This is a genomic window from Roseofilum acuticapitatum BLCC-M154 (assembly GCF_030068475.1).
GTDB classification, from domain to species: domain Bacteria; phylum Cyanobacteriota; class Cyanobacteriia; order Cyanobacteriales; family Desertifilaceae; genus Roseofilum; species Roseofilum acuticapitatum.
In genome coordinates, this window is sequence record NZ_JAQOSP010000078.1 from 1 (window position 1) to 17,335 (window position 17,335).

Below are 17,335 nucleotides of genomic sequence, written 5' to 3' on the forward strand. Positions count from 1 at the left end.
ATATCAAGTCCGATTGTTCATGTCCGCGAAGCGGAAATACCATGATTAAAAACTTAGGGAGCGAGACGCTCCCACTCCAGCAATATCAAGGGATTAGAGGAGTGCGGGCATCTTGCCCCCTTCTTCACCCTTTATCCGGACTTGATATCCAGTGGAAAACCTCAGTTTCTCAGTATGGAGTCCAGTTTTAGCCTAGGATGGAGTTTGACTATCTGTTTCTCTTTGGTACATGGCACAAAATGAATTAGTTCCAGGCTATCGGATTCGCGCTGGATGGGTGATGGAGCGCGAGCTGCTGATGAGCTTTATGCACAAAACCTATGGGGAGTTATTTCCAGGACAGGATTTTTCCCACTTAAATCAGGCGATCGAGTTACACTTTGCTCAGACGACTCCCCTCTGGTGGGTGGAGAAGGTGGAAGATCCACAAATTTCTGATTTCCTCTCTTCGACTCCCCGCTCTCAACCCATCGGTTGTTTATGGATGGGGAAAGCTGTCGATCAGGTGAATGGACAGCAGCATACCCATATTTTTCTCCTCTATATCTTACCGGAACACCGCCGCCAGGGACTCGGCTTGGCGCTGATGGAGCAAGCGGAACTCTATGCCAAGCAACAGGGAGAGCAGCAAATTAGTCTACAGGTCTTTTGTCAGAATAAACCGGCGATCGCCTTGTACAATAAGTTGGGCTTTCAACCCCTATCCACTTGGATGGTGAAAAAACTGAGTTAACATGACTTTTACGGTACTGAAAAGATGGCATGTAGGGGCGAAAAATTTTTCATATCAAGTTCGCTTATTCATGTCCGCGAAGCGGAAATACCCTAATTAAAAATCCAGGGAGCAAGATGCTCCCACTCCAGCAATATCAAGGGATTAGAGGAGTGCGGGCATCTTGCCCGCTTCTTAACAAATTTTCATGTCCGCTTGCGGAAACCGGACTTGATATCACCCCTAAACGATAGATCAATTCCCAAGCCTAACTCAACCAAGGACGGGTGACTTCCTCTAAATCCTCCACATCTTCCGGTTTCAAGCTCCATCCTAAAGCACCGGCATTATCTTGAGCTTGCTTGGCATTTTTTGCCCCCGGAATCGGAATTACCCCTTGGCAAATTAGCCAATTCAACGCCACTTGAGACGGAGTTTTCTTGTATTGATCGGCAATTCTTTTCAAGCGGGAAATCACAGGGGCAATTTTGCGTAATCCTTCCCGGCCAAATTCCGGGCTAAGTTTTCTCGCACCTGTGGGCGGATTAACCGAGGTATATTTACCCGTCAATAATCCTTGAGCTAGGGGACTATAGGCTAAAATGGTAATGCCTAACTCGCGGGCAGTCTCTAGAATGCCATTGACCTCGATTTTCCGACTGAGTAAGGAATATTTCACCTGATTTACGGCTAAGGGGATTCCTCTTTGGGCTAAAATTCCGTGGGCTTCCCGCATTTGTTTAGCGGAATAGTTACTCACACCAATACTTTGAATTCTGCCCCGTGTCACTTCATCAGCTAAGGTATTGAGCAGGGTTTCTTGGCTCATCAGAAAACTAACCGGTTGATGGATTTGATAGAGTTCAATATAATCGACTTGCAGCCGGTTTAAGCTATTGGTAATTGCCTCAGATACGGTTTCTGGTTTGACTCGCCAAGGGACGGGAAAATATTTGGTCGCTATTTGCGGCGATCGCCCGGTTTCTTTCATTAACCGACCAATCAAAGATTCCGACTCTCCCAACCCATAAACTTCTGCCGTATCGAAAAAACTGATTCCCCCCTCTAGAGTTGCATCAAAGGCTTTTCTAATTTCTGTTTCGCCATAGGTATTGCCATAATCCCAAAACAGTTTATCACCCCAAGCCCATGTGCCAATTCCCAAGGGAGTAACTCGAATATCCGTTTGACCCAGTTGCACCGTTTCCATGGCTCAATTTTGATGACTCAACACTTATTTATACTAGAATAACTGTACCAAAGTCAAGATATAGTCAATTTAAATAAAAATGAGACATTATGTAAGTCAATGTGTAAGGTGGGCAGTGCCCACCCTACTCGTTGGGGTCTCACTGTTAATTGAATCAACTATAAATCCTGAATTTACCCTCACTTATCCTCTCCATGTCTAATCCTTCTGATACTTACCGAGCCTTCCGGGGTGCGATCGCCGATTTTATCCATAACCCCTTTCACTATCAAGAATCAGAGAGTGTGCGCTATTTTCCCGACGGCTTACTCATTCTAGACAATGGACAAGTTCAAGCCATTGGCGATTATCAAACCCTGCGCTCTCAATATCCCCATCTAGAGATTACCGACTATTCGGGAAAACTGATTTTACCCGGCTTTATTGACCTCCATATACACTGTCCGCAAACAGAAATGATTGCCTCCTATGGAGAGCAGTTATTAGAATGGCTCGAAAAATATGTATTTCCCATAGAACAAAAGTTTCAAGATCCAGACTATGCTGCAACTATTTCTAGTTTTTTTCTTGATGAATTGCTCCGCAATGGCACAACTACAGCCGTGATTTTAACCACCATTTTTCCTAAATCCGTTGATGCTTTATTTACGGCAGCCAAAGAAAGGAATATGAGGATTATTGCTGGACAAATGCTCATGAGCCGCCATGCTCCTGATTTTTTGCTGAATGCGCCTGAAACTGCCTATGAGCAAACCCAAAGTTTAATCCAAAAATGGCATCATCAAGACCGATTACTCTATGCAATTACGCCCCGATTTGCTCCGACTTCCACCCCAGAAGAATTAGAGCTTGCTGGTAGTTTTAGTGAATATCCCGATCTGTATATTCATACTCATTTGTCGGAAAATATCAAAGAAATTGCCTGGATTAAACAGCTTTTCCCGCAAGCTTCTGATTATCTTAATGTGTATGAGCAGTTTGGGTTAGTCACAGAACGCTCTATTTTTGCCCATGGAATTCATCTGAGTGACTCGGAACTACAACGCTTAAGTCAAAGCCAGAGCGCGATCGCCTTTTGTCCCACGTCTAACTTATTTCTTGGTAGCGGATTATTCAACTTACACGCAACCCAATCCCAATCTTCTCCCATTCCCGTTGGTTTAGCCACAGATGTGGGGGCAGGAACCAGCTTTTCCCTGCTTAAAACGATGGGAGATGCTTATAAAGTATTGCAATTGCAAGGACAATCTTTGTCACCTTTCCAAGCTTTTTACTTGTCTACATTAGGAGCAGCTCAAGCATTACATTTAGCGGATAAAATTGGGAATTTTGAACCGGGAAAAGAAGCAGATTTTATTATTATTAATCCCTCGGCAACTCCCTTAATGAAATTACGAAATCAAAACCAAATGCCGCCAGAGAATCTATCACAACTTGCCGATCAACTGTTTACTTTAATGATTTTAGGAGACGATCGCAACATCGAATCCACCTACATTCTCGGTAACCTCTCATAGGTAATGGGTATAGCCTCATTCTTTACTTTTGTCTTTATTGGGGTTTTTCCGAGTAAAAAAGCGCTCTAGTTGTTCCGTTCCTTCTTGGAAATGGATCAGAGTAGTGACGATCGCGATCGCTCCATACACGATTCTGAGCAACCATCCTTGAACGGCAAACACCCAATCGAGCCATTGGGCGCGATCGCCCAGAAAATTGGCTAAAATCGACTTGAGACGGTTATCTTCAGCCTCTAACCGATTCAGGCGATCCAATTGAGTAGGTAAAAGGGGGAATTTAGCAGTATAGAGATAAAAGCCAAACATGCCTGTTTTTCCCGTTTTCTCTTCCAGAAAAGTATCGGTTTTTTGCACAATTTCCGTCGAAGATAACTGGGTATTTTCGGCAATATCATTGAGCCAGTTATTATAGCGAACGACGGTGGGGATGCTGAGAATAAAGGGAATGGTGGGAATGAGCAAGAGAAAACTGACTTGTTTGCGGATACGAGGGGGCAAAAAGACCGTCGAGAGTCCAAACCCCAAGCCCAAAATGGCAAAGGAGATTAAGTTAGACAGCTCGCTCAGGTCTAACATGCGAAAAATATCGCCCACGATCGGTAGGGAATAGATATGCTGATCGGCCAGAAAGATAAACAGTAATTTACTTAAGACCACCAAACTGACCACCAAAGGAATGATCAGAATATAGAGAACAATGCGGAAAAGAAGTTTTAACCGATCCATGGGGGTAAGGGGTTAAAGATTCAGAAAAAAATGTTGAGCAGCTAGGGTACATCGATCGATCTTAGACCCATCTAGCTTATCTGAGCGATCGCCGGAAGTCATCTGTAACCAAAGCAGATATTCAATATTACCGGCTGGCCCCGTAATTGGAGAATGGGTTAAGCCTTGATAAGACCATCCCAAACTACACGCGCTCTCGTAAACTGTGGCGATCGCCTGACTGTGGTCTTTGGGATCGCGGACAACCCCCTTTTTACCGACACGCGATCGCCCCACCTCAAACTGGGGTTTCACCAAAGCAACCAACTCCCTCGGAGGAGCTAACAAAGTCCATAGGGCCGGCAAAATTTTGGTTAAAGAAATAAACGACACATCGACCACAGCTAAATTGGCGGGTTCTTCCCCACTATATAATGCTTCGGCACTCAAATAGCGTAAATTGGTTCTCTCTTTCAGCACCACCCTAGAATCGGTGCGAATACGCCAATCCACTTGGCCATACCCCACATCCACCCCATAAACCTGTTGAACGCCCCGTTGCAGTAAACAGTCCGTAAATCCTCCCGTAGAAATGCCGCCATCGAGGGCAATTCTACCGGCTACATTTAGATGAAAATACTCAAGGGCATGGGCTAACTTTTCTCCTCCTCTAGAGACAAAAGGCGATCGCTCCTTGACGGCGATCGCCGCTTCCGTAGAAACCAAAGTCCCCGGTTTATCAATCACCACCTGATTCACCATCACTTCCCCAGCCCGGATCAAGCGCTGGGCCAGTTGTCGAGAGTCACAGAGGGACTGCTCTACCAGTAAAATATCGAGTCGTTGTTTAGCCAAAATCAATCAAAAATTACCAATACAAAATGCAAAATTCAAAATGATTCTATCTTCCCATAGATCGTATCCTGATATCGATCAAAAACTCAGTATCAAGGAATAGCGCAATTCTAAGAATTTTAAGGGCGAACCGCAGTTCGCCCCTACTGGAGATGAATGGGAGTGGATGTTATGCGGATGTCAACCGTTGCCCTTGTTACTTTAGCGGCATTGATCGCACCAGAATTTCGGTCTTCGTCCGATCTGAGCCAATCTCCAATTCAACCCATAGGGGATGGTGAAACGCCTCAGAACTTAGATGTTGACCCCAAGTTTATTCAGTCTATTGTGCAACAGGTGATGCCGGTTGCCCTCGCTTCTATTAGCCCACCGGAAGTGCTTGCTCCGGTTGCTCAATCGAGGGATGAAGCATTCGATCGCGCGTCTTTATCCCAAGAAGATATTCAGCACCTAAAGACGATGATTGCTCAGGTGGTTGATACTTCGATGGCCCAAGAAAATTTAGCCTTAGTGGGAGGGGACGATCGCCTGCCAGAAATTGAAGGAACCATTACCGTTTTAAATTTATTAATGGTCTTAATCGTTAGTGTGCCGGTGATGGCGGTGATTTTATTTTGGTTCATTCGAGGTTGGGTGGTTCAAGATTTAGTGAAAATGATCCATTCTCAATTAGAAGAATTCAGCGATTTAGATCGGGAGTTAAAGGATTATCAGGTGCGAGCGAATGATTGGATGGGCGAGTTATACCGTCATCTGAATTTATATAAGCAACATATTCGCGATGAGTTAACCACGGTTCATGAACAGTCGCAACAGTCTCAGATCTCCTTGGAGGAAATCGATAAAATTAAGCGACAAATGATGCGCCAGTTTCAGGAAATGTTAGGGGAAGCAAAAGCGGAAAAAGAGAGTTTATTCCGGGAAATTTCCCAAACTCGTCCCTCCCAAATGCTGGAGCCTTTGCCGGTGAATTTGCCTTCTGAATTGCCTAATTTTTCTCCCTCTCAGTTAAACCGGACGGTGATTTCAGTGGCTTCTAAGGCTGTCAATGCGGTGAATCCTGAAGAGCTGACGATGGAAGATTATTTACACCAAGCCCAGGAATTAACGGCGGTTCATCGGTATGAAGATGCGATCGCCGCTTATCATAAGGTTTTGGAGTGGGTTCCTGATTCCTATGAAACTTGGTTAGCGATCGGCAAGCTCTATGTTAAACAACAGAATTATTATCGCGCTCTCGAAGTCTATCAAAAAGCCATTAATATTGATGGGAATCGAGATGAGGGTTGGTATAATTTAGGTAATACTTTAAGTAAATTGGAGAACTATCCCCGTGCCCTGACTGCCTACGATCGGGCACTCTCCCTTCATCCAGGACGCTATGAAGCTTGGTATAATCAAGGCAGTGTTTTAGCGAAATTAGGCCGTTATACAGAGGCGATCGATTCCTACGATCGCGCCTTAATTCTGAATCCCCAAAGTTGGGAAGCTTGGTATCATCGGGGCAATTTATTGGGATGGATAGGAGAATATGAAAAAGCAATTCTATCCTATGATAAATCGGTGAATTTGAATTCTCAGAATAGCGAGTCTTGGTATAAACAGGGTTTAGCCCTAGCCCAATTAGGTCGCCATCAGGAGGCCCTAGCCGGTTATGATATCGCTGTGTCTTTAGGTAAACAGGGAGAGGGGTTGTGGCGTAATCGGGGGATTACCTTAGAAGGTTTAAATCGATATGAAGAGGCGATCGCCTCCTATGAGCAAGCCTTAGCTATTCAACCTGAAATGATCGATTTATGGTTGAGAATTGCCCATCTTCTAGACCAGATTAATCGTCCAGAAGAAGCCCTAAAAATCTATAATCATGTCTTGTTGATTCAACCCAATCATCCTGAAACTTTAAGGCTCAAAGGTAGTATTTTAGCTGAATTACAACAGTATCCAGAAGCGGTGGATTCCTTTAGTCAAGCATTGAAGGCTCAAGAACAGCTCAAGGGGAATCGTTTAGTAGAAGTGTCTACCCAGTTCTAAGAGGAGAGGGTATCCCCAAATTGAAGAATAGGCTCAAAACCGTTATGATAGCGGTTACCCGTGCGTTTTCTATTAGTGAGGGGGCCAAAAGCCTAGCTCATGAAGTGGTCATGAAATCTAAGTATACTCGCAGTCAAGAAAAAATTATCACCCTACTGAAAGGGATTCAGCGATCGCTCTCGGCTCAGGATATCTATGTTGAACTACGCAGTCGCCGTCAAACCACCGGACTAGCAACCATCTATCGCGCTCTCGAAGGACTCAAACAAAAAGGTGCGATCCAATCTCGCACCTTAGCCAATGGAGAAGCCGTCTATACTTCTATTGAACAGGATCGACACCATTTAACTTGTCTCAGATGTGGTGAGTCGATTGTGCTTCCAGAATGTCCCGTGCATGACCTAGAAACGACTCTGCAAAACTCCTACCAGTTCAAGATTTTTTATCATACCCTAGAATTTTTTGGACTTTGCGAGCAATGCCAACTTTTACCGGCTTCCGAGCTTTAAGAGGGTGTTGGTGAGCTTTGCTAAAATACCCTAATTAAAAATCCAGGGAGCAAGATGCTCCCACTCCTTACTTTACGAGTGCGATCGCAGCGCTTGTAGATCTTGGTCTAAATTAGAAGGCATAGCATTCACCTCTGGTGACTCTAGGGAAGTTGCCGCATCACCCACAATTGCCCGCATTCCTTCCAGCGCTGAAGGAATACTACGAGGGTCCATAAACATCACCTTACTGCTGTCGCTACTGCCAATTCTCATACCCATTTCCATATAGTTTTGGGCGATTAAAAATTGCAGTGCATCCTTAGCCCTTGGATCGGCTTTCAGCATCTTAGTAATAATTTGCATCGCTTCCGCCGTTCCTTGCGCTCTTAACACCGCTTGTTGCCGTTCCGCTTGCGCTCTTAATACCGTTGCTTTTTGTTGTGCTTCCGCATCTAAAATGGCTGCTTTTTGCCGTGCTTCCGCATCTAAAACCTGCGCTTCTGCCCGTCCTTTGGCGCTGTTAATGGCGGAATCTCTTTCTCCTTCCGAGGTTAAAATGGCTGCCCGTTTTTTCCGTTCCGCAGACATTTGCAGTTCCATAGAATCTTGAACTGCTTTAGAAGGAACAATATCCCGCAACTCTACCCGCGTCACTTTCACGCCCCAAGGATCGGTGGCAATATCCAATTCTCGTAAGAGAACTTCATTAATTTCCGAGCGAGCGGTAAAAGTTTGGTCTAACTCTAATTTACCCATTTCGGCGCGGATTTGAGTGAGGACTAAATTGGTCATCGCCGCGTGCAAGTTTTCTACCTTATAATAGGCTTTTTCCAAGTCCATGATCCGCCAATAAACCACTGCATCCACGCTAATCGAGACATTATCACGGGTAATACACTGTTGGGGTGGCACATCGAGAACTTTTTCGCGAGTCGTTTCTTTGAAAGAAATGCGATCGATAAAAGGCATTAAAAAATTCAATCCAGGCTCTAGCTTTTTGCCGTTGTATTTACCGAGACTTTCTACCAGCATCTGATCGCTTTGTTTGACAATTTTGACGCAAGATAAAGCGCTACCACCGACAAAAAGAGCAACGAGTAGACCAAATAATTCGCCCATGAGTAGACCTCCAGAAAATTAAAAGCAGATTGTTTAAGAATTGAGCATTTTTTGGGGAATTACAATTAAGGTATTCCCTTCTCGACGGAGAACATAAACCATTTCATCAGCAGCGATCGCCAATTGAGGATCGTCGCACTTAGCCCGCCAAGAATTCCCTTCATATAACACTCTTCCCGGTTGACCGGGTAAAATTTCGGTTAAAGTTTGTGCTTCCTTAGAATCTTCAATGCTATAGACAGTGCGCTTCGGTAAGAATTTGCGAGTGCCCAAGACCAATCCCAAAGAGAACACCATCCAAAGTAGAATTTGTATCCCTAACCCCAGTTGAGGAAACAACAAGGAAACCCCAGCTACCGCAAATGCTCCGAGTCCCATCAGCAACTCAATAAAGGCAGTGGGGGTTACCAGTTCCATCACACAGAGGATAAAGCCAGCAATCAGCCAAATTAATATCGGATTGAGAGCCATGCAGATTGATGAACCAAGAGTTCTGTAAGAAAAGGGGATCGATGAATCCCTAAAAATAGCCTAATCTATGCAAAGAGCGATCGCACAGAAGAATTAACCTAATCTTTAGGGTTGGAGGGTTTACATGAACACATCGGAGTGTTATCTCTGGGCCGTCAATGGATCGTCGGTTCCTGTGGGGGAAGTTGTCGCTAACCGTTATCAGGTAGTTGGGTCACAAATTTGGCGGGATACTCAGCCCCAAGACTTGCCCCTTATGCCCGATCGCTCTGACCCCAAGGTGTTAGCCTACTTAAAACTCTCTCCCTATCATCTCCACCTGCCCCAACTTTACGGAGCAGTGGAGATCCCCGGCCATGCTGCAATTCTACTGCTCGATCGCATCCCCATCACTTCAGAAGGAACCCTTTATCCCTCCATCAGCGAAGCTTGGAGCCAAACTGCTCCCGTGCGTCAAGTCTATTGGTTATGGCAACTGAGCCAACTCTGGAATCCTTTAAATACTTTTGGAGCGGGTGCGAGTCTGCTAAAGGCTGAGAATATCCGCGTCCAAGGCTGGCGGGTTGGACTGCGGGAACTGATTTTTACTCGTTCAAAACCGAGTTTAAGCGCCCTCTCCCAGTCCTGGCAAACCTGGATAGAGTCTTGCGAGCCAGATATCCGGGAGCAACTGAGTAATCTGTGTGCAGAAATGGGGACTGGTCAAAGTTGGGATCGGATTACCGCTTCCTTGAATCAAATCTTATTAGAATTGGCGGCCGAATTGCCCTTAAAGATTAGCACGGCTGGGGGGACAGATGCGGGCACGGTGCGATCGCATAATGAAGATAGCTGTTATCCCGTCACAATTTCCCAGAAAGGCAATGTTACCCCAGAATTCGATCGCATCTCCCAACTGGCGATCGTTTGCGATGGACTCGATGGCCATGAAGGGGGGGAAGTGGCCAGCGAATTGGCAGTTCGCAGCGTCAAATTACAAGTCCAAGGCTTACTTTTAGAATTGGCAGAGCAAAGCGAAATCGTCGAGCCAACCATCTGGATCGACCATATCACCTCTGTCATTCGCATTGTCAATAACTTGATCTCCACCCAAAATGACGCTAAGGGGCGCTCTAGTCGGGAAAGGATGGCCACTACCCTCGTGATGGCTCTACAAATTGCCCAAAAGGTGAAAACTAGCTTTGGTTTAGAATTTCCCAATGGTCATGAACTCTATTTAGCCCATGTGGGCGATAGTCGTGCCTATTGGATAACCCGCAATTATTGCCAGTTATTAACCCAGGATGATGATTTCGCCCATTGGCAAGTGGCGAAAGGGGAATGTTTGCACCGTCAAGCCGTTGCTAGGGACAATGCCATGCAACTCATTCAGGCTTTGGGCACTCAGCACGCCGATCATTATGAATTAGTGCCCCATGTACAACGGTTGATTATCGAAGAAGAGGGGATTTTACTCTTATGTTCTGATGGTTTAAGCGATCGCCAAACTATACAACAGTATTGGCAACAAGAGATTAATTGGGTTTTGAGCGGTGAGATTGCCTTAGAAGAGGCGATTAATCGCTGGTTAGCGTTAGGAATCGCAGACGAAAATCCCGATAATGTATCGGTAGTCTTGATGCATTGTCAGGTTTCTCCACAAGAGGAATTAGAAGCAGCAGCACCCCAGTCAGTCCCTGGACACCCAACCTTATCTCCAGGAACCATTAACGCCCAGTTATCTTTATCAGAGTCTCCAGAGTTTGTTTTTCAGCAAGTGGCCCCAGAACCCGAAGTTGAGCCAGTTCCTACCCCATCTTCACCCCAGAAAGTGCCATCCAAGGGAATTGGGGTAAGGGTTTGGGGACTACTCCTGCTGTTACTCCTCGGAGCAGGGTTCGGACTCTGGTATTCGGGGTTAATGAATATCCCTGGGTTAAATATTCCCCAACCGACACAGGAGGAATAATTTTCCCTTTTTATGAGAGAATTGAAGATTGTACTCAATCAACAGAAACGTTAACTGAAAAGCAAGTTAAGCTTGTATTATTGTGGAGCAAAAGTTTATGAATCTGAAAATTGGCGATCGCGTTCGGGTTAAAACTTCTTTAGTCATTTATCACCATCCTCAACATCGAAATGAACCGTTTGATCTGCAAAATCATGAAGGGGATGTCGTTGATTTAGCTTCTACATACAATTGGAAAGGTGAAGAAGTCGCCATCAGCGCTAATTTTCCCATAGTCGTTCAATTTCCAGAGATTAGTAAACGGTTTAAAGCCCATGTGAAAGAAGATGAATTAGAAGTGATTTAATTGGGGAATAGGGAATAGGGAATAGGGAATCGGGAATAAACAATCCTCCCCATCTCCCCCCTCCTCACTCCAGTGCTACAGTAGGGATATCCTGGCGATCGCCCCCTAGCATAAATGTAGCAAGTCTATGGCAGATGTATTTTTTAAGCCATCTCTGCTCAAAGTTTTGGTCTTGAGTCTTTTGAGTGGCATCCTGATTAAGGAAAGTTTCGCCTTCTACCAAAATTCTCAAAATTCTGCTTCTACCCCAACTCCTGCCTCTATAAGACCCGATTCTGAGGAGGATTATAGCCCTCCTCCTACACCAGAAATTCCCCCTGCTTCCCTGCCAGAACCACCAGAGCGACAAACCCCTAGCGATCGCTGGTCAATTCAACTCCCCTCAGAATCCGAACTGATTGCCAATTATGAACAATGGTTCGCCGGAGCAGTTCCCCCATCAACCGCAGATCCGTCCCCCATTGACTCTCCAGTAGAAAATCATGCGATCGCCACAACCCCTTCAATCCTGGCTAAACTCCCCGATACACCAGCAACAGGAGTAAAAGCAGTCGGAAATAAAGCCTATCTAGAGGCACTCTCCGCTCCCTTCCCCATCAGTCAAGCAACCGAAAGAGCCGTTTCCTCTGGTTCCCTCGCTCCCGATAGCACCCCCCAGAACCCCGAACCCTTCCAGCCCTCAACCCTTCCCCTCTCCCGTCCGACTCAAACTCCAGTTGCTGCTTCTCCCACCGCTACCATTATGATTCCCTCAGCCTATGGTCAACAGTGGGGCAAAGTGGGAGTCGCGTTAGGGATGCAATCCCGTACCCGCTATACCCATCATGCCGATGCCGGTTTAGGCATTGGGATTGGACTAGGAAACCCCCAAACCGGAGTCGGGGTTGATGTGGGAGTTAGCATCGTGGATTTAATTGGAGATACGGGGCAAGATGGATCGGTCAGTGTAAAAATTCATCGTCAACTGCCCCAAAATTGGGCGATCGCCGTCGGAGTCCATAATGCGATTCAATGGGGCAATACAGACGGCGGATCGAGTGTTTATGGTGTCGTCAGCAAACGGTTCGATCTGCGGGAAAATATCTCCGATCCCTTTAGTCGCGTTTATGTCTCTGCTGGAGTCGGTGGAGGACAATTTCGCTCCGAAGACAACATTATGGGACAACAAGACGGAATCGAAGTCTTTGGAGGAGTTGCCGTGCGGGTTATACCATCGGTAAATGCGATCGTCGAATGGACAGGTCAAGACCTCACCCTTGGCACATCCATCGTCCCCTACTCCAAAATTCCCCTCGTCATTACCCCCGCCGTCACAGATCTTACCGGTAGCGCCGGAGATGGCAGCCGCTTCATCCTCGGCATCGGCTACGTCTTCTCCTTTTAACCCCCCCCAAAAACCACTCCCATCCATCATGAAAATCCGTCCTTTTTTCACCTGGTTTACCTGTACCCTCATCCTCCTCTTCCTTCACTCTTCCCTACAAAGTGCCCACCCCCAAAGCGGCAACCAATCTGATGTAACAGGGCCCAATATCCAAGAAATATTTTCTAGCCCTCCTTCAGAAACCGATCCCACTTCTCAGGATAATAATAACAGCTCATTCGACCAAGTAGAAATCGATCGAGAAGCCTTTGAAAGTCAATTTCTCCAATCCGACTTTGAGCAAGCCATCCAACTCTTTGAAGAATTCCAAGCCGTCGAATACGCCAAATACTTCGATCTCAAACTCTATGGTCGAACCGCAACCGCCTGTGAAATTGCCCAAACCCTCGATAACCTCGCTCAAAAAACCCAACAAAAATCCGCCATAGTTTATGTCGCCGCCCTCGAAAATGAACTCGATATCCTCACTATTTTCCCCCAAAACCAAGCCTGTTCCTCTCCCAAAATCTTAAACAAACAAAATTCCCCATCCGCTCCGTTTGCCCAAATCAAAATTCAAGACCTTACTCGCTCCTCTCTCGAAGAAAGCATCAATCAATTCCGCCTAGAAGTCAGCAATCCCAGAAAAACTCGAACCACCAGCTATCAACCCTATGCCAGCCAACTCTACCAATGGCTCATTCAACCCCTAGAAGAAAACCTATCTACTCAAAAAACAGATACCTTAATCTTTTGCTTAGACAAAAAAATTCGCTCCCTTCCCATTGCCGCTCTCTACCATGACCAACATTTTCTCATCCAAGACTATCAAGTGGGTTTAATTCCCAGCTTTAGCCTCATCGATCCAACCTATCGCTCCATTGAATCAGCCACCCTTTTAGGCTTTGGAGTATCTGATGGTGGACAAAATCAACAACTTCCTCCATTGCCTGCCGTTCCTGTTGAACTCTCTTGGTTACAAAAAACTTGGCAAAATTCAATCTTTTTAGATCAAAAAGCAACCGTTGAAAACTTACAGGAATATAGCAAAAATCCAGATATTCGGATGATCCATATTGCTACCCATGCCGAATTCAGACCTGGAGATGTGAGTAACTCTTTCATTCAACTATGGAATCGCAATGTGGGCTTAGATCAACTGCGTCAATTATCCCAAGCTTCAGAATGGAATCAAAATCCTAGAGTTGAATTATTAACCCTTAGTGCCTGTCGCACTGCCCTCGGCAGTGAAGAAGCAGAATTAGGCTTTTCCGGATTAGCCCTACAAGCTGGAGTGAAAACCGCCCTCGGCAGTTTATGGTATGCATCCGATGAAGGCTCCCTAGCACTAATGGCAGGATTTTATCATGAACTCCAAAATGCCAATGTTAAAATCTCCGCCTTAAGAAATACCCAACTGAAGATGATTAACGGATCAATTCAGATCGATCGTAATCGCCTTTTTATCTCCTCAGATTTATCCATTGAGATACCCGATCAACTTTCCAGCAATCAAACTTTTACCCATCCTTATTATTGGTCAGCTTATACCTTAATTGGCAACTGGAATTAAGTCATAAATTCATCCAATTGCCCCTTACTCGTGGGTAGAACCATCTGGCATAATGGTACTGGTCATATCCGTATTCCGCAAATTGGCTTGATTGAGTTTAGCATCAATCATCATTGCTTGAGCTAGACTCGCTTCCCCCAAATTTGCCCAATTTAAGTTCGTCCGAAATAAATTGGCCACGCGCATATCCGCTTGACGCAAGGTTGCCCAACTTAAATTGGTTTGGCGCAAATTGGCTTGATATAAAATTGCTGCCCTTAAATTGGCTCCACTGACATTAGCAAAACTTAAATCGGCCTTGGTAAGATTAGCTTCTTCTAAATTGGCTCCACTAAGCATGGCATTGGTAAGATTCACTTCTTCTAAATGGGCATTCGTCAGTAAAGTATAGGTAAGATTAGCCCCTTCTAAATTGGCTTTGGTTAAAATGGCCTTGTCTAATTTCGATCGCGTCAAGGTTGCCTTACTTAAATTGGCATCATAAAGGCGAATTTCCGTTAAAATCGATTCACTGAGATTAGCTTGGGTTAAATTAGCTCCCGTTAAATCGGCATCATGTAAATCTGCCCCTCGCATTCCCGCCCCACTCAAATTCGCTCCCATTAAATTAGCGCCTTGAAGATTCGCACTAATCAAATTAGCCTCTTGTAAATCAATCCCACTCAAATTCGCTCCTCGTAAATCCGCTTCTCTGAGGTTTACCCCCTTGAGTTTGGCTTTGCTCAAATTGACCTGCATCAATTTCGATTCTCGTAGATTAGCTTGGTTAAGAGAAATGCCGACTAAAAGTTGGCGACTCAGATCCACTTGGCGAAAATCTCGTTGTCCTTCTGCGTATAGTTGCTTAAGTTGGTCTACATCCATGGGTTAGCGTGAGGCTTGAGTTGCTAGGGAAAGGGATACGATTAAAGAAGCCTATGAAGAATTTTAGAGTATCATACTGACTCTAACCCAATAACTGGTCTCACTCAAAGGTATTCAAAGGGTCATTCCTTTTGAGAGAATAGGAGGGAAGAGTATAAATCTTATTTCGCTGTAACCAAAGGATATCAGGATGGTTGAGAATTTTAGAAGTCAAGTGGTCACCCAGGGCGTGCAGAGAGCGCCTAATCGAGCGATGTTGCGAGCCGTGGGTTTTGGTGATGAGGATTTCACCAAGCCGATTGTTGGTCTTGCGAATGGCTATAGTACGATTACCCCCTGTAATGTGGGTTTGAATGATTTGGCTCTGCGGGGGGAAAGTGCCCTGAAGGATGCGGGAGCTATGCCCCAACTGTTTGGTACGATTACGGTGAGTGATGGGATCTCCATGGGGACGGAGGGAATGAAGTATTCCTTGGTGTCTAGGGAGGTGATTGCGGATGCGATTGAAACGGCCTGTAATGGTCAGAGTATGGATGGGGTTCTGGCGATCGGGGGTTGTGATAAGAATATGCCAGGGGCGATGATTGCGATCGCCCGGATGAATATTCCAGCCGTGTTTGTTTATGGGGGAACGATTAAACCCGGACGTTACAAGGACTGCGATCTTACCGTAGTCAGCGCGTTTGAAGCGGTGGGCCAACATAGCGCCGGTAAAATTGATGAGACCGAATTAAATGCGGTGGAGAAAAATGCTTGCCCAGGGCCGGGGTCTTGTGGGGGCATGTTTACCGCTAATACGATGTCTTCGGCCTTTGAAGCCATGGGCATGAGTTTACCCTATTCTTCGACGATGGCGGCGGAAGATGAGGAAAAAGCCGATAGTACGGCCGAGTCTGCCAAAGTGTTGGTGGATGCGATTCGTAAGCAAATTTTGCCCCGCCAGATTTTAACGCGGAAGGCGTTTGAAAATGCGATCGCCGTGGTCATGGCTGTGGGAGGATCGACCAATGCGGTTTTGCATTTACTGGCGATCGCCCATGCAGCCGGGGTAGAGTTAACCCTGGATGACTTTGAAACCATCCGCGCCAAAGTCCCCGTTCTCTGCGACCTCAAACCCTCCGGTCGCTATGTTACCGTCAATCTCCATCAAGCGGGCGGCATTCCCCAAGTGATGAAGATTTTACTCGAAAATGGTGTACTCCATGGGGATTGCCTCACCGTGAGCGGTCAAACCATTGCCGAAATTCTCGCCCATGTGCCCCCAACCCCCAGGGAAGACCAAGATGTAATCCGTCCCTGGAATAACCCCCTGTATACCACCGGTCATTTAGTCGTTTTGCGGGGCAATTTAGCCACTGAGGGCGGCGTGGCCAAGATTTCTGGCGTAAAAAACCCAAAAATCACGGGGCCGGCACGGGTGTTTGAATCAGAGGAAGAATGTTTAGCAGCCATTCTCGCCGGTAAAATTAAGCCTTCCGATGTGGTGGTGGTGCGCTATGAAGGCCCCAAAGGTGGCCCTGGAATGCGGGAAATGTTAGCACCCACCTCTGCCATTATCGGTGCAGGATTGGGCGATTCGGTGGGCTTAATTACGGATGGTCGCTTTTCTGGCGGAACCTATGGCATGGTGGTGGGTCATGTGGCTCCTGAAGCGGCCGTTGGCGGGGCGATCGCTTTAGTCCAAGAAGGCGATACCATTACCATTGATGCACCAGCGCGGCGTTTAGAACTCCATATTTCCGACGAAGAGTTGGCCCAACGTCGCGCCCAATGGCAACCCAAAGAACCGCGCTATACCAGAGGGGTGTTAGCCAAGTATGCCAAGTTAGTGGCATCGAGTAGCCGGGGTGCAGTGACCGACGATTTGTAATTCTGTCGCTTCGGATGTCACCGCAGGGTGGGCACGGCCACTCCTATCAACCCTAACCCCGCATTTTTTGCCACAGGTTTTGAGTGCCGTTACAACCCTAAAATGGTGGGTTACGGCGGATTGAGAGATTGCTATCACAGTCTAGGTTTTAGCCGCCTAACCCACCCTACGGTAATGCCCTCGCTGTTGTTTTCCCTAGGTAGAGGAATGCGAGCATCTTGCTCGCTGTTTTTTTCCCTAGCGAGCGAGACGCTCGCACT

The 17,335-nt window shown here is 46.2% G+C and carries 15 protein-coding genes; 9 read left to right on the forward strand and 6 right to left on the reverse strand.

Features of this window, described 5'->3' with window-relative positions:
* The first annotated feature begins 229 nt into the window (after positions 1-229).
* Positions 230-733: a GNAT family N-acetyltransferase gene (locus tag PMG71_RS11265; RefSeq protein ID WP_283753780.1), complete on the forward strand. Its 504-nt coding sequence runs from the start codon at positions 230-232 to the stop codon at positions 731-733.
* Between the two features lie 247 nt (positions 734-980).
* Here PMG71_RS11265 and PMG71_RS11270 read toward each other — a convergent pair whose 3' ends face one another.
* Complete coding sequence (locus PMG71_RS11270; protein ID WP_283753781.1) at positions 981-1,922, reverse strand: aldo/keto reductase; 942 nt, start codon at positions 1,920-1,922, stop codon at positions 981-983.
* 194 nt (positions 1,923-2,116) lie between these two features.
* Between PMG71_RS11270 and guaD the strand changes: the two genes are divergently transcribed.
* Positions 2,117-3,439, forward strand: coding sequence for a guanine deaminase (gene guaD / locus PMG71_RS11275; protein ID WP_283753782.1), 1,323 nt, complete (start codon positions 2,117-2,119; stop codon positions 3,437-3,439).
* Between the two features lie 15 nt (positions 3,440-3,454).
* Here guaD and PMG71_RS11280 read toward each other — a convergent pair whose 3' ends face one another.
* The gene (locus tag PMG71_RS11280) at positions 3,455-4,165 is read right to left on the reverse strand and encodes a hypothetical protein (RefSeq protein ID WP_283753783.1); all 711 of its coding nucleotides are present in this window, start codon (positions 4,163-4,165) and stop codon (positions 3,455-3,457) included.
* 12 nt (positions 4,166-4,177) lie between these two features.
* Positions 4,178-4,999: a TlyA family RNA methyltransferase gene (locus tag PMG71_RS11285; protein WP_283753784.1), complete on the reverse strand. Its 822-nt coding sequence runs from the start codon at positions 4,997-4,999 to the stop codon at positions 4,178-4,180.
* Positions 5,000-5,176: 177 nt separating this feature from the next.
* On the opposite strand from PMG71_RS11285, the gene PMG71_RS11290 reads away from it, so the two are divergent.
* Positions 5,177-7,030 (forward strand): tetratricopeptide repeat protein, encoded by a 1,854-nt coding sequence (locus tag PMG71_RS11290; protein ID WP_283753785.1) that lies wholly within the window; start codon positions 5,177-5,179, stop codon positions 7,028-7,030.
* A 110-nt stretch (positions 7,031-7,140) separates the two neighbouring features.
* Entirely contained in the window at positions 7,141-7,539 is a 399-nt protein-coding gene (locus PMG71_RS11295; RefSeq protein ID WP_347179254.1) for a Fur family transcriptional regulator, read from the forward strand.
* A 72-nt stretch (positions 7,540-7,611) separates the two neighbouring features.
* Here the strand turns inward: PMG71_RS11295 and PMG71_RS11300 are convergent, their stop codons facing one another.
* Together PMG71_RS11300 and PMG71_RS11305 are read right to left on the reverse strand one after the other, a co-directional pair.
* On the reverse strand, positions 7,612-8,640 hold the full coding sequence (locus tag PMG71_RS11300; RefSeq protein ID WP_283753787.1) for an SPFH domain-containing protein: 1,029 nt from the start codon (positions 8,638-8,640) through the stop codon (positions 7,612-7,614).
* A gap of 33 nt (positions 8,641-8,673) precedes the next feature.
* Positions 8,674-9,111, reverse strand: a complete 438-nt coding sequence (locus tag PMG71_RS11305) for an NfeD family protein (RefSeq protein ID WP_283753788.1) — start codon at positions 9,109-9,111, stop codon at positions 8,674-8,676.
* Positions 9,112-9,235: 124 nt separating this feature from the next.
* Between PMG71_RS11305 and PMG71_RS11310 the strand changes: the two genes are divergently transcribed.
* From PMG71_RS11310 to PMG71_RS11325, 4 genes are all read left to right on the forward strand, one after another.
* Positions 9,236-11,059, forward strand: coding sequence for a PP2C family protein-serine/threonine phosphatase (locus tag PMG71_RS11310; protein WP_283753789.1), 1,824 nt, complete (start codon positions 9,236-9,238; stop codon positions 11,057-11,059).
* A gap of 97 nt (positions 11,060-11,156) precedes the next feature.
* Positions 11,157-11,405: a ferredoxin-thioredoxin reductase variable chain gene (locus tag PMG71_RS11315; protein WP_283753790.1), complete on the forward strand. Its 249-nt coding sequence runs from the start codon at positions 11,157-11,159 to the stop codon at positions 11,403-11,405.
* Between the two features lie 127 nt (positions 11,406-11,532).
* The gene (locus tag PMG71_RS11320; protein ID WP_283753791.1) at positions 11,533-12,789 is read left to right on the forward strand and encodes a hypothetical protein; all 1,257 of its coding nucleotides are present in this window, start codon (positions 11,533-11,535) and stop codon (positions 12,787-12,789) included.
* A gap of 28 nt (positions 12,790-12,817) precedes the next feature.
* Complete coding sequence (locus PMG71_RS11325) at positions 12,818-14,341, forward strand: CHAT domain-containing protein (protein WP_283753792.1); 1,524 nt, start codon at positions 12,818-12,820, stop codon at positions 14,339-14,341.
* A 24-nt stretch (positions 14,342-14,365) separates the two neighbouring features.
* On the opposite strand, the gene PMG71_RS11330 is transcribed toward PMG71_RS11325, so the two are convergent.
* The gene (locus PMG71_RS11330) at positions 14,366-15,205 is read right to left on the reverse strand and encodes a pentapeptide repeat-containing protein (protein WP_283753793.1); all 840 of its coding nucleotides are present in this window, start codon (positions 15,203-15,205) and stop codon (positions 14,366-14,368) included.
* Positions 15,206-15,395: 190 nt separating this feature from the next.
* Between PMG71_RS11330 and ilvD the strand changes: the two genes are divergently transcribed.
* Positions 15,396-17,075 carry a dihydroxy-acid dehydratase gene (gene ilvD / locus PMG71_RS11335; RefSeq protein ID WP_283753794.1) on the forward strand — a complete coding sequence of 560 codons (1,680 nt, stop codon included), beginning with the start codon at positions 15,396-15,398 and terminating at the stop codon, positions 17,073-17,075.
* The last annotated feature ends 260 nt before the right edge of the window (positions 17,076-17,335 follow it).